Below are 12,552 nucleotides of genomic sequence, written 5' to 3'. Positions count from 1 at the left end.
ATGAAAAGCTATTTCTTATGATGTAAAAGATATTGCAAACTCTCGTCCAGGATCTTTGCATGAGCCATTTTCATCACGACAAAATAGATCGAAGCGCCCGCTAAGATCTTGACAATCAGGCGTAAAATCATTCCTTCGATCAACGCCGCTCCATAGAAAACGATCGTCATGACGATCCCCGATGTGATGAAAAAAGGCAACACATCGCGGGCCATATCGTTGTATTTGAGTCGGATCAGACGGTGAACAAGAATTTGCCAAACGCCCATCCACACGATGTTCAACGCCGAATAAGCCGCCACCATCACTTCGATACCCTGCGAATGGAAAGCAATGATCGTGCCGATAGATGTCAGAATGAGTCCGATGTTGCCCCACATATATGTGTCCGACCGTCCTTTGCTCACCAAAAGATTCTGAAACGCTGTGTGAAGAGGTAAAAAGGCACCGCTCACGCACAGTATCTGCAACAGCGGAACACTCGGAATCCATTTCTCACCAACGGTCAACACGATGAATTCCGGTGCTATAATGGCCAGTCCGAACATAACTGGAAATGAGAGAAAGGCCGTGAATCGCACCATCTTTCGAAACACTTGGGCCAATCGATTGTCATCGTTTGTCACCTGCGCAAACACCGGTTGGGCCACCTGTGCTACTGTTCCGGCCACCAATGAATAGGCCATTGTATTCCATTTATAGGCTTGTGTGAAGCTGCCTACAATACTTGAAGAAAACAACCGACCGAAAATCACGGTCAATATATTATTACTCACGGTGTTGATAATTGTCGTAAGCATAATCTTCGAGCTGAAACCAAACATCTGGCGCACTGGTTTGAAATCTATTTGGCATGTAGGACGCCACGGAATGCAAGCAAATTTGCCGAAACTTGTGATCGAGACATACAGCAACTGTTGCCAAACCAGACTCCAATAAGCCTTTCCAGACAGCGCCATTGTGATGCCGACTGCACCCGAAATAAGCAAAGCCGAGATGCGAATGACTGTCGTTTCCTTCACCATGAGATGTTTAAACATGTATGCTTGCGGCACAATTCCGATCGCCGAAAGCGGAATGGCGAGGAAAGCAACCTTTGACAGCATGATGATGTCGGGCTGATGAAAATACGAAGCGATGAGAGGCGCACAGCCCCAAAGGATCAAATAGAGGCAGATCCCATCAAAACGGAAAACCAAAACACGGCATTGTAATCGCGATCGGATGCATCTTGCTTGTTGACTAATGCCGACGTGAAACCGCTCTCTTGTAAAGCGCTCGCCACGGCAGTAAAGATGGCAAGCATACCCACTAATCCGTAGTCGCTCAGCGACAGCAAACGGCTCAGCACAATACCGAAAACGGCATTGAGAATCTGCATGACTCCATTGTTCATTGCGCCCCAAAGAAGCCCTCGGGCTGTCTTATCTTTCAGCTCGCTCATGGTCGATTGTGTGGCAAAAAACGCTTATTCACTCGTTTAAGAATTGCAAAAATAGCATGAAATAACGGATAAATCAAGGTTTTTTGGCTATTTTTGCACGTATTGGAACAATGAAAGTATATTATTATCACACGATCGACACCGTGCAAGTCTATGCCGATTGGCAGGCGGGAAGATTCCCCGGACATTTTCTTTACGGTGCAACGCACTTGCCGAAATATGGCATCGACGTTGTGTTTCATCGCCCCATCCGACCCCGTTATCGGTGGATGCTCACATTGCATACGGCTTGGCGCATCCTCACTTGTCGCACACGGTTTGATGCCATTTATGCAACGACCTTTCGAGGGATGGAAATACTCATTTTCCTTCGTGCGCTGCGACTCTATCGGAAGCCCATCTTCGTGTGGCATCATCAATCCGTTCGTCGGGCTAAGAACCCGTTGCGCGAATTTGTCGCGCGTCTTTTCTATCGGGGGATGGATCATCTTTTCTTCTTCTCTGACCAACTTCTGACCGATTCGCTGCGCTCGTCCAAAGCGAAACAAGCGCGTATGAGCGTGGCAAGATGGGGTGCCGACCTCGATTATTATGATCGACTGACAGCACAATTCGGCACTGCCGACCGACGCGGATTCATCTCCACCGGGCGTGAATTACGTGATATGCCCACGCTGGTGACGGCTTTCAACAGCGCAGGGCAGCCATTAGACATTTATATTTGTAGGCACTATCTGGGTGATAACTATGAACAGCAATTCCGTGCGATGCAGCTTGCGCCGAACGTGAAAGTGCATTTTGTCGAAGGAATGGTGCATCGAGAGATGAGTTGTTTGGTGAATCGTGCCCAATGCGTGGTGGTTTGCTGCCACGCTTCCGACTACACCGTGGGACTCACCACGGTTGTAGAAGCCTTGGCATTAGGGCTTCCGCTCATTTGCACTCGCAATCCGCAGATGCCCATCGACATCGAAAACGCCGGTTGCGGAATCGTTGTCGACGTGGCCGATGCGGGTGGATGGGAGCGCGCCGTCATGTATTTGGCTACGCATCCGAGTGTCGCCCAAGAAATGGGCAAGCGTAGTCGACAAATTGCCGAGCAGTGTCTGAATCTCGAAAACTGTGCTGAGGATGTGGCTCGAATATTGAAAAGAGAGATTCGTTCACCCTCGATTTCTCTTCCATAAACAGCTGGAAGCAGTTGCGTGAATGGTCATCACACTTTGGTTTAATGGTATGATAGCTTTCTCTTCTATTCTTATGGGAATGGAGTTGTGAGTGAGACCGGTTTCAATTAAGCATGAATCGCATTGTCATTAACGCTTTATTAGCGTGCAACTAACGGTGAGTTGCATGCTAATAAACGGTGAGTTGATGGGGCAATCGTCATTTTCAACAAGACGTATGGGGTGATATCGCTCTTTTTGAGTATCTTTGCAATCGTAAAAAGAGGAAGATATGAGAGAAGAAAATTACTTTGAAGATCAGGAGTTTCTCAACAATCTCCACGCTTACGAAGATGCGCGTCGAGAAGGGAAAGACATGTTTTTAGATGCCGATACGTTGGGAGAGATCTCGGAATACTATCGCAGAGAAGGGCAATCTGAAAAGTCGCTCGAAGTGGTCGACTATGGATTGAAGCTGTTTCCGGGTGCATCTACACTTTTGGCAGTCAAAAGTCGGTATGCACTCTACATGGATGGGGATCTTGATCAGGCCGATGCGCTTGCCGAGGAGATGTCGGAAAAGAATACGTCGGATTACGTCGACATTAAATTTGAGATCCTTTTGAATCGGGAAAAACAGGAAGAGGCCGACCGTCTGATGCGTGACGTGTATGCAAAAGTGGATGAGAGCGACAAACAGAGATTTGCTTTGAATACGATAAGCACTTATCTCGACTTTCAGTTGGCGGATCAAGCGCAGCGCTGGTTAGACCTATTGATTGACAGAAACGATGCCGAAGCACGCAGTTTGGAGGGACGGATCGCCAGCAATCAAGGAAACTACGAAGAGAGCGAGGCTATTTTTAGGAAACTCACCGATGACTATCCCTATGAAGACGATCACTGGATGAATTTGGCGTATGTGCAGTTCTTGGCGAATCATCAGCGTGATGCGCTCGAAAGTTGTGAGTTTGCGCTGGCCATTAATCCCGATAATGCGACGGCATTGGTGGTAAAAGGGCACATCTTTTTTGCGATGGATAAATATGAGGATGCACTCAAATATTATACCCGTTTTAATGAACTTGAACACGCAAGTGAAGCAGGTGATTTGAATATTGCCCTCACGCTCAACGAATTGGGCCGTTTCAAAGAGGCGATCGAACATTTTACCAAAGCCGAAAAGAAGGCAGGTCGCAGCTCCGAACAGTTTGGAAGGATTTATCAAGGCATGTCGCGTGCACTGTCACGAACAGGTGATGTGGAAGGTGCATTTGCCTATTTGGATCGTTTTTGGCCGCTGAACGACGAAGATGACAATATCTATCAGTTAGAGCGTGCACGTATTATGTTGGAAAATCAGCGTCAGGAAGAAGCGGTGGAACTTGTGATGACGACATTGGAAAATGCTGCGAGCCAACCGAACTTGGCTGCTTTTTTGATGTATCGGTTTGCTGCTATGGCTTATGAAACAGGTTTGATCCAATTAGCTTACGAGACTCTTAAAATGATGTTCACGATGGTCAAAACGCCGAAATGGCCTGTGGGAAATGCTCAGTTGGCTGCTTGCTGCCATATCTTGGGTAAGAGAGAGGAGTTTGGTCCGGCTTTGGAAAGAGCCGTCCAACTCAATCCGGCAGAAGCCCGAGATGTTTTGCGCGGATTGTTTCCCGAAGAATTGCCGCCTGAACAATACTATGAATATTATCTGCAACGGATGAAGTAAGATCGCGAGACATCGCTGTCTGGCAGAACTCGAAAGCACATATTCATCTTGCTCGAAGCCCGATCGTAAAGGGCTTCGAGCTTTCTTTTTCAAATAGTAAGCCCCCTTAATCCCTCATTTTAGTAACGCATCGGGAGTTCGACGAATTTATAACGAACAGACAACAGATCCACTTCATCCGAGGCCTCGGAAAGTGAAAAACAGAGAATTTTACTTCATCCGAGGCCTTGGAAAGTGAAAAACTGATGATTTTACCCTATCCGAGGCCTTTTTGATCAAAAACAGAGAGAGACAGGAGGGCTGAGACCTCGTGAGAAGTGTCGGCCCTAATTTTAGCCGTTCTTAAAAGGTTTTTCGGATAGCAATAGTCGCGAGATTCGTTTGGAATGATATGCGAACCAGAAATTGAGAGAAATGATCAATTCTCGGTGGTCAACGCTCGACGGGCCTTTTCATCTCTTATCGATCTGCAATGTGCGGTCGCAATAGTCTAAGACGGCGGGCCGGTGAGTGATAAAAATAATTGTTTTGTTGTGTGTGGCGAGGAGATTTTGTAACAATTGCCGTTCTGTTTCGGGGTCTAAGGCACTGGTGGCCTCATCAAACAGCATGATGGAACGATTGCGTAGCAAGGCGCGGGCAATGCTGATGCGTTGCGCCTGACCCTCACTCAGTCCGCCGCCAGACTCAGAACAAATGGTGTCGAGCCCTTCGGGGAGATCGAAAACGAAGTCGGCGCAACTCTGTTTCAGGGCTTCGCGCATTTCATCATCAGTGGCATTGAGTCGGCCTAAGCGCAAGTTGTCGCGGATTGTGCCGCTCATTAGCGTGTTTCCTTGTGGCACATAGACGAAGTTACATCGCATTCGAGGAGATAAATCGCGTGCCCGACCTTTGCTGTTATAGATTTGTATGCTGCCACTTTGCGGTTGAAGTAGGGCGAGAAGCAGTCGGATAAGGGTTGTTTTACCCGAACCTGTCTCACCTTGAATAGCTGTGCATGAGCCGGGAGTGAAGTCGAAATTGAGGTTTTTCAACACTTCGCCGTCGGCAGTATCATACGAATAAGTTACGTTTTGCAGTCGGATACCGCAGGGTGCAGGTATTTTGATGGGCGTTCCTTGCTCTTCCAGCGGGTCTTCTTCAAGTTCCATCAAGCGTTCGGCAGCCGTAAACACGCTCACAAAAGCCGGAACAAGTTTCGTGAGATTGCGTGCAGGACTCTGAATGCGGTTGACCAACTGTAAGAATGCTGTCATTCCGCCAAATGTCAGCGTGTGTTGCGACATGCGGACAGCGGCCCAGAGGAAGGCAACAAGATAGCCAAGGGCAAATCCGAAATTGAGAATTAGACCGGAGAAAACATTGAAGGCTGTGCGGCGTACCACGTTATGGCGCAGTTGGCTCTGCATATTCTCCAAGCGACCCACCATCACGGCGTCGCTTTCCAAAGTCTTAATCAGCATTCGATGTTGGATGGTCTCTTGCAGAACACTTTGCACCCGGCTGTCAGAGTCACGCACTTGACGCGTAAGTCGGCGCATCTGCCTACGTAAATTTTACTGAATAGGATGAATACGGGAATGATTCCCACCGTAACGAAGGCCAGCGTCGTGTCCATTGAACACAGATAGAAGAAGGCGCCGAAGAACAATGTTATCACAGAGAGCGTATTGGGAATGGTCTCTGTGAGGAAACTCACCACGTTGCTTACATCGAATTCGAGTCGGTTGAGCACATCGCCGGAATGCATACTCTCTTTTCCGTGCCATTTGGAGCGTAAGATTCGGTCAAGCATCTGCTGTTGCATTCGGTTCTGAGCTCTCACTCCGAGGATATTTCTCACCCATATTCCGGCAATATTCAGCCCAAAATCACATAGTATCAAAGCCCCCATCACGGCTACGGCTATATAAATTGATCCGCCGATAACACCGGATGCGATGTCGATGGCGCGTTGCACGGCCCACACCTGAGCCAGGCTGATACCCACAGAGACTAACCCTATCGACGCATTCAGCACGGCCTGCACGCGGTTTCCGCGCCAAGCGCACCATAACCAACGCATGATTGTGCTTGCAGCATAGTGTGATTCGGGTATCTGTAAGAGTTGTTTGATTCTCATTTTCTGTTGATAATTAGTAATTGAGAATAGATCATTCTTTCTCATCCACGATGATCTGCTCCCCACATCAGCTTCTCACGCAGTGTGGAGAAATAGCGGCGGCAGTCTCGTTTGACGATGTGGATATGATGAGGAGCTTTTCTGAGAATGATCTTGGTGCTCTCGTGTAACCTTTCTGAACGGCCGTCCACGGCTACGAGATAATTATGCGAGCGGCTCTCTACGGTCAACGTTATCTCTGAATCATCGGGAATCACGATCGGGCGGATGGTCAGACTGTGCGGTGCAACAGGTGTGAGACTCAGAATACCGGCTTTGGGAACGATGATCGGACCGCCGTTCGACAAGCTGTAAGCCGTGCTTCCGGTGGGCGTCGACACCACCAAACCATCTGCCTGATAGGTAACGAGGTATTCGCCATCGACACACGTACGGATAGAGATCATCGATGCGTTATCTCGCTTGAGGATGGCGATATCGTTTAAGGCATAAGGCGAACCCTCGATAGATTCTTGATCCGTTTCGATCTGTATCACGGTGTGGTCTTCTATGGTGTATTTGCCCTGCAAAACATCGTCGAGCGCTTCTTCGATCTCCGTAGACGGGATGTCGGCCAAGAATCCCAAGCGGCCCAAATTGATGCCGATAATGGGTGTTCCCTTGGCTCCCACACGACTGGCAGCTTTCAAAAAGGTGCCATCTCCACCCATCGAGATGACAAAGTCGACATCGAAGTTATAATCATCGAATACTCCCGACACTTCGACCGACAACTGTTGCCCTCTCACCAAGAAGTCGAAAAAGGTACGCTCGATATAAATCTCGGCTCCATTAGCAGCCAGATAAGCGAGTGTTTGCTGTACAGCTGCCGACTTCTTGGCTTGGTAAGCATTACCGAAAACGGCAAACCTGGGTTTATCTAATGACATCTTTTAATGCTTTTTTAGGAGAAGAACGTGTCTGAATGCCGAACATTTCGTACATTTGCATATCATTCATGTTGCAAAAATACATTTTTTTGCGGATAAAAAACATAAGAGCATGGTAAAAGTGTATCAATTTCTCGCCACGGGCTTTGAAGAGACAGAGGCCTTGGCACCTATGGACATCCTCCGCCGAGGCGGTGTTGATGTTCAGACCGTGAGTGTTACCGGGACTGACTATGTGGAGTCGTCTCATCGAGTGATCGTCAAAGCCGACGTGCGCTTTGAAGAGGCCGACCTGAGCGATGCCGACTTGTTGATGATTCCGGGCGGAATGCCAGGTGCGTCGAATCTGAATGCTCACCCTGGTGTACGCGAAGCCCTGCTGAATCAGTTCAAGTCGGGACGTCGCGTGAGCGCTATCTGTGCCGCACCGATGGTATTGGGCAGCATTGGAATCCTGAAAGGTAAACGCGCCACGTGTTATCCGGGTTTTGAAAAATATTTGGACGGCGCGGAATATACCCGCGAACTCTGCACCGTCGATGATACGATCACTACCGGTAAAGGTCCGGCTGCGGCGTTCGTCTATGGTTTTTGTCTTTTGGCTCAACTCACTTCGGAGGAGTTGGCGCAAAAGGTGAAAACCGACATGCTGATTGATGAACTCAAAGCTCATTCTTGATCCATGAACTATATCGTCATCGTGGCAGGCGGAAAGGGGATGCGGATGGGGGCAGACATACCTAAACAGTTTATCCCTATCGGCGGGAAACCGGTGTTGATGCACACGCTGGAACGTTTCTTTGCTTGTGACGGGGAGCTGAAAATTATCCTTGTGCTGCCCCGTGAGCAACAAGCTTATTGGCGGCAACTGTGCCGAGACTGCGCATTCAACATTCCGCACACGATCGTCGATGGCGGCGAGACACGTTTTGAATCGTCCAGAAAAGGTTTGCAGGCTATTCCCCTCGATGCCACAGGACTCGTCGGGATTCACGACGGTGTCCGCCCATTTGTCTCTGAGGCTGTCATCAAGCGTTGTTTTGAGGCTGCCGATGAGTCCAAAGCTGCCATTCCAGTACTCCCTGTGACCGATACGTTGCGTCACGTCGACCGCAATGGTGTCGGCCGGAATGTCTTACGCAGCGATTACCGTATCGTGCAGACACCCCAAGTGTTTGACATCAGATTGCTCCGCAAGGCTTTCGAGCAACCTTATCAAGATTCCTTTACTGACGAAGCATCGGTCGTCGAATCGCTCGGATACACCGTTGAGATGGTGGAAGGCAATCGAGAGAATATCAAGCTCACCACACCATTCGACCTCACCCTTGCTGAGGCGATGCTTAAACCCTAAGACGTTGACAGATCTCTTAGACCAGGATATAATGTACCTGCCGGTATGGGGCCGAAGCGCAAGGATATATTGGATCGCGAACTCCATATTCAAACATGGGGCGAGCTATTGGAATACTATCCGTACAAATACGTGGACCGGAGCAGAATCTATGCTGTCAGCGAGTTGTCTGCCGACATGCCCTTTGTACAGATCAAAGGGAAGATTCTCAGTTTCGAGGAGTTTTCACAGGGGCCGAGACGCAAACGGCTCGTGGCTCACTTCACCGATGGAACAGGAATCGTGGATCTGGTTTGGTTCCAGGGCGTGCAGTATGCTTCGAAGACTTATAAGGTGGATCGCGACTACATCGTGTTTGGTAAGCCGACAGTATTCAACGGGCGGTATCAGTTTGCCCATCCCGACATCGACGATGCATCGGCTTTGCAGTTGTCGGAAATGGGAATGCAGCCGTATTATGTCACAACCGAGCGGATGAAGAAAGCGGGTATGCAGTCGCGGGCCATCGAACGCTTGGAGAAGACGCTCTTGGATAAAATTCCTGCGCCACTTCCCGAAACCCTCCCACCATATATTATAGAACCCCTTCATCTGATTTCCCGAGACCGCGCCTATCGTCTGATCCATTATCCGAAGACGGCCGATGATATGCAACGGGCTCGGCTACGACTCAAATTCGAGGAGTTGTTCTACGTGCAACTCAACATCTTGCGTTATGCCAGCGACCACCGGCGCAAGTATCGCGGTTATGTCTTTGCGCAGGTGGGCCGACTCTTCCATACGTTTTACGATCAAAACTTACCTTTCCAACTGACCAACGCACAGAAGCGAGTGATCCGCGAGATTCGCACCGACATGCGCAGCGGCAGACAGATGAATCGACTCTTGCAGGGAGACGTGGGCTCGGGCAAGACACTCGTGGCCCTGATGTCGATGCTCATTGCGTTGGACAACGGATTTCAGGCTTGCATCATGGCGCCGACTGAGATTCTGGCCGAACAGCACCTGACCACTATCCGGGAGTTTCTCCACGATATGGATGTGCGGGTCGAGTTGCTCACAGGCATCGTCAAGGGACGTCGCCGCGAAGAGATACTTGCCGGGCTGGCTGCCGGCAGCATTCAGATCCTGGTGGGCACGCATGCCGTGATCGAAGACCCTGTGCAGTTTGCCCGACTGGGATTTGTTGTCGTCGACGAACAACACCGCTTCGGCGTGGCTCAGCGTGCCAAGCTGTGGAGCAAGAGCGACAATCCGCCTCACGTGCTGGTGATGACTGCCACGCCGATCCCGCGCACACTGGCCATGACGATCTATGGTGATCTTGACGTGAGCGTTATCGACGAATTGCCTCCCGGTCGCAAACCGATCCAGACAATCCATAAATACGACACGCAGATGGCAAGCCTCTATCAGGGCATCCGACAGCAAATCCACCAAGGACGGCAGGTCTACATCGTCTTCCCGCTGATTCAGGAGAGCGAGAAGATCGACCTGAAAAACCTGGAAGAGGGATTCGAAACGCTGCGGCAGGTGTTTCCCGAGTTTCGGATGAGCAAGGTGCATGGCCGGATGAAGTCCAAAGACAAAGAGGAAGAGATGCAGAAGTTTGTGTCGGGCGATACTCAAATCCTCGTAGCCACAACCGTGATTGAAGTGGGCGTGAACGTTCCCAACGCATCGGTGATGGTGATTCTCGATGCACAGCGCTTCGGTCTCTCCCAGTTGCATCAGCTCCGCGGACGAGTGGGGCGTGGGGCTGACCAGAGTTACTGCATCCTGGTCACCTCCTATAAACTGGCCGAGGAGACGCGTAAGCGCATCGACATCATGTGCGACACCAACGATGGTTTCCGCATCGCAGAGGCCGATCTCAAACTGCGCGGTCCCGGTGATCTCGAAGGGACGCAGCAGAGCGGCATCGCCTTCGACCTGAAAATCGCCGACATCGCTCGTGATGGCCAAATCGTGCAGATGGCCCGCGACGAGGCACAGAAGATCATCGATGCCGATCCCACATGCGAAAAATCCGAATATAGGTTGCTTTGGAATCGCTTGAAGCAACTCCGGAAGACCAATATCAACTGGGCCGCCATCAGTTGAAACTGGCGCCGCAGACACATATCTCGTCACGATCGAGTTACAAAAGCTTTTGCCGGTCTCTCATCTTCATCTGCATCGCAGATTGTCCTTTGCTTGTGACAACATAGGAGTGTAGGCGATGACAACTATTCCGGCAAAAGCAGATTTCCTATGAAGATTCTGATCTGGTAGCACACGGGCATGTGTGCACCCATATCAAAGGTGCTGACAACTCCTATACTTGTGGGCAAGAAGTATGGGAGTTGTAAGTGTCTACTCCCATACTTCTCGTTTGGAACTCACGGACGTCTTTGAGGATCGGAATAAAAGAGGATGACATTGTCCCTTGCTTGCATGGTGATAAGGAAGTTATGGAGCGATGGCTACCCGCGTTAAAACACGTTAGAAGTTTGTTTTGATACAAAAAATGAGCTATATTTGCACACAAAGTGTAGATAACGGAAGTAGATTTATAGTCCTTGTTTGTATCTTTGTCAGTGCCTTTTTAGGTCTGTATGGGCATGATTGGTTAGCCGGTTCCATGGTGGCTATCATTGCTACGGTTGGCACTATTTTGTTTTGCATAAGGAACCCAATAAGGATAACTGAATGGCCGATACGGAGACTGATGAGTAGTGTTTGCTTGGGTATCAACAAGTGAGATATTGTCTGCATCCTGAGATGTTGTGGATATAAATCTAATTCCTTACCTTTATTGTTGTTATGCGAAAGCGAGTTGTAAATTCAGAGAAAGTGCGCGTGGCGTACACCATCGACAAGCATGCCGTGATGCTCTGCTATGTGTCTATCCGATCGATCGTGATGCACACCTCGGCGCATCTGTCGATCTATATTGTCAGCGATGGTCGGTTGTCCGACCAAGATCGCGCGGCCTTGCAGGAACTGTGCTCGGAGACCGTGGACATACGGTTTCTGACCTTTGACAAGAATCTTTTCAGTGTCTTTCCTATCGGTGAGCAGACTGGGAATGTAGCCGTTCCCCTGACTACGTATTTCCGACTTTATTTCCCCGTTTATTTCGAGTTTGATAAGATTATCTATGTAGATGCCGACACGATGTTCACCGACGATATCCTATGGTTATGGCAGCAGGATTTAGGTGATCGGCTGGTGGCCGGTGTTCCCGATAAGCGCGAGATGCAACAAAAGAGGAAGCCGGCCCTGGGATTGTCGGCTGATGAATCGTATGTGAACGCGGGTGTGCTGGTGATGAATTTGCGGGAGATGCGGCAGATCGACTTTTTTGAACGATGCCGGCAGGAGATCGATCGGCAGCGGGAGAAGATCGTCTATCATGATCAAGATTTGCTCAATCTGTTATGCCGCGGCAGAATACTGCTGCTACCTTACAAATGGAATCTGCTGGCCGACTATCTGCTCCGAGAGCCGCGGGAAGACAGCGAGAAGGTGCGTCTGTTGCAAGATGCGCAGCGGCATCCGGCATCATACATTTCGCCGGCGCCATCAAGCCTTGGCAAGCCCGGTGCTGGCATCCTTATCAGCGACGCTGGCGGAAGTACTTGTGCGGCTCGCCGTTCCCGCCTTACGGTGCGATGCTCATAGACAGGTTGAAGTGTGTGGCGCGAGGATATTACTATTATTTCTGCATGGGTCCCAGTCCGTATGCGAGGCCTCGCGAATAGCAAAACACGAGCCCGACACTAAGGGAAAGCGATGTTAAAATGTGCATAAATTCTGTTAACTC

The 12,552-nt window shown here is 49.7% G+C and carries 6 protein-coding genes and 3 pseudogenes; 6 read left to right on the top strand and 3 right to left on the bottom strand.

Annotated features, from left to right (window positions below; all coding sequences use genetic code 11):
• Positions 1-8: 8 nt before the first annotated feature.
• A pseudogene (locus JCM12259_RS17810) lies at positions 9-1,381 on the bottom strand (lipopolysaccharide biosynthesis protein).
• A 173-nt stretch (positions 1,382-1,554) separates the two neighbouring features.
• On the opposite strand from JCM12259_RS17810, the gene JCM12259_RS01960 reads away from it, so the two are divergent.
• Together JCM12259_RS01960 and JCM12259_RS01955 are read left to right on the top strand one after the other, a co-directional pair.
• Entirely contained in the window at positions 1,555-2,631 is a 1,077-nt protein-coding gene (locus tag JCM12259_RS01960; protein WP_025065217.1) for a glycosyltransferase, read from the top strand.
• 271 nt (positions 2,632-2,902) lie between these two features.
• Positions 2,903-4,336, top strand: a complete 1,434-nt coding sequence (locus JCM12259_RS01955; protein ID WP_025065216.1) for a tetratricopeptide repeat protein — start codon at positions 2,903-2,905, stop codon at positions 4,334-4,336.
• A gap of 452 nt (positions 4,337-4,788) precedes the next feature.
• Here JCM12259_RS01955 and JCM12259_RS13300 read toward each other — a convergent pair.
• Positions 4,789-6,461 (bottom strand): annotated as a pseudogene (locus JCM12259_RS13300) (ABC transporter ATP-binding protein).
• Between the two features lie 41 nt (positions 6,462-6,502).
• Positions 6,503-7,390 (bottom strand): NAD kinase, encoded by an 888-nt coding sequence (locus JCM12259_RS01945; protein WP_025065215.1) that lies wholly within the window; start codon positions 7,388-7,390, stop codon positions 6,503-6,505.
• A gap of 112 nt (positions 7,391-7,502) precedes the next feature.
• Between JCM12259_RS01945 and JCM12259_RS01940 the strand changes: the two genes are divergently transcribed.
• The 4 genes and pseudogenes from JCM12259_RS01940 to JCM12259_RS15705 all read left to right on the top strand — a co-directional run bounded on the left by JCM12259_RS01940 (position 7,503) and on the right by JCM12259_RS15705 (position 12,410).
• The gene (locus JCM12259_RS01940) at positions 7,503-8,069 is read left to right on the top strand and encodes a DJ-1 family glyoxalase III (protein ID WP_025065214.1); all 567 of its coding nucleotides are present in this window, start codon (positions 7,503-7,505) and stop codon (positions 8,067-8,069) included.
• 3 nt (positions 8,070-8,072) lie between these two features.
• Complete coding sequence (locus tag JCM12259_RS01935; RefSeq protein ID WP_025065213.1) at positions 8,073-8,744, top strand: 2-C-methyl-D-erythritol 4-phosphate cytidylyltransferase; 672 nt, start codon at positions 8,073-8,075, stop codon at positions 8,742-8,744.
• A gap of 4 nt (positions 8,745-8,748) precedes the next feature.
• Positions 8,749-10,847: pseudogene (recG, locus tag JCM12259_RS13295) on the top strand (ATP-dependent DNA helicase RecG).
• 702 nt (positions 10,848-11,549) lie between these two features.
• A complete protein-coding gene (locus JCM12259_RS15705) occupies positions 11,550-12,410 on the top strand; it encodes a glycosyltransferase family 8 protein (protein WP_025065212.1) in 861 nt (286 codons plus the stop codon).
• The last annotated feature ends 142 nt before the right edge of the window (positions 12,411-12,552 follow it).

This window comes from Hoylesella enoeca JCM 12259, from assembly GCF_000613405.1.
Taxonomy (GTDB): domain Bacteria; phylum Bacteroidota; class Bacteroidia; order Bacteroidales; family Bacteroidaceae; genus Prevotella; species Prevotella enoeca.
This window is presented reverse-complemented; position numbering and strand designations above follow the sequence as displayed.

What these genes read in the sequence shown, in the direction of transcription:
- JCM12259_RS01960 (WP_025065217.1), top strand. Translation starts at nt 1,555, where the DNA reads ATGAAAGTATATTATTATCACACGATCGACACCGTGCAAGTCTATGCC.
- JCM12259_RS01955 (WP_025065216.1), top strand. Translation starts at nt 2,903, where the DNA reads ATGAGAGAAGAAAATTACTTTGAAGATCAGGAGTTTCTCAACAATCTC.
- JCM12259_RS01945 (WP_025065215.1), bottom strand. Translation starts at nt 7,390, where the DNA reads ATGTCATTAGATAAACCCAGGTTTGCCGTTTTCGGTAATGCTTACCAA.
- JCM12259_RS01940 (WP_025065214.1), top strand. Translation starts at nt 7,503, where the DNA reads ATGGTAAAAGTGTATCAATTTCTCGCCACGGGCTTTGAAGAGACAGAG.
- JCM12259_RS15705 (WP_025065212.1), top strand. Translation starts at nt 11,550, where the DNA reads ATGCGAAAGCGAGTTGTAAATTCAGAGAAAGTGCGCGTGGCGTACACC.
- JCM12259_RS01935 (WP_025065213.1), top strand. Translation starts at nt 8,073, where the DNA reads ATGAACTATATCGTCATCGTGGCAGGCGGAAAGGGGATGCGGATGGGG.